This window comes from Pseudomonas sp. UBA6753 (assembly GCF_002453565.1).
Classification (GTDB): Bacteria; Pseudomonadota; Gammaproteobacteria; order Pseudomonadales; family Pseudomonadaceae; genus Aquipseudomonas; species Aquipseudomonas putida_Z.
The window spans coordinates 1-660 of sequence record NZ_DKHD01000028.1; the positions used below are offsets into that span (position 1 = coordinate 1).

The window sequence follows — 660 nt, forward strand, 5'->3', positions numbered from 1 at the left end:
CGGACCACGTTCTGGTGCGGCAGCAGCGTGCCCTTGGGCTTGCCGGTGGAGCCGGAGGTGTAGATCACGTAGGCCAGGTTCTGCGGGGCTAGGTCGATATTCGGGTTGGCATCGCTGTAGCCGGTCAGGTCTTCGACATCCAGATCCAGGCTGTGCAGGCCAACCGGGATCGGCAGGGCTTCACGCAGGTGCGACTGGGTCAGCAGCAAGGCAATGCCACTGTCGGCGAACATGTAACTGAGGCGGTCTTCCGGGTACTCCGGGTCCAGCGGCACATAGGCGCCACCGGCCTTGAGAATGCCCAGCAGGCCAACCACCATGTCCAGGCTGCGCTCCATGGCGATGCCCACCAGCACATCCGGGCCGACACCGCGCTCGATCAGCTTGTGCGCCAGCTGGTTGGCCCGGCGGTTCAGCTCGCCGTAGCTCAGGGTCTGCTCGCCGAAGGTGACTGCCGGCGCCTCGGGGGCGGCGACCACCTGGGCCTCGATCAGCTCATGAATGGTTCGCTCATCCGGGAAGGCGACGGTGTTGCGGTTCCAGTCACGCAGCACGGCCTGCTGCTCGTCCTCGCCCAGCAACGGCAGCTCACTGATGCGTTGCTCGGGCTGGCGCACGATGGCTTCGAGCAGGTTGAGCCAGTGCCGCGCCATACGCTCG

General features: G+C 66.1%; 1 protein-coding gene. It reads right to left on the reverse strand.

Annotated elements, in window-relative coordinates; all coding sequences use genetic code 11:
• A partial coding sequence (locus tag B2790_RS10245; protein WP_286918769.1) for an AMP-binding protein occupies positions 1 to 660 on the reverse strand: 660 nt, incomplete at both ends.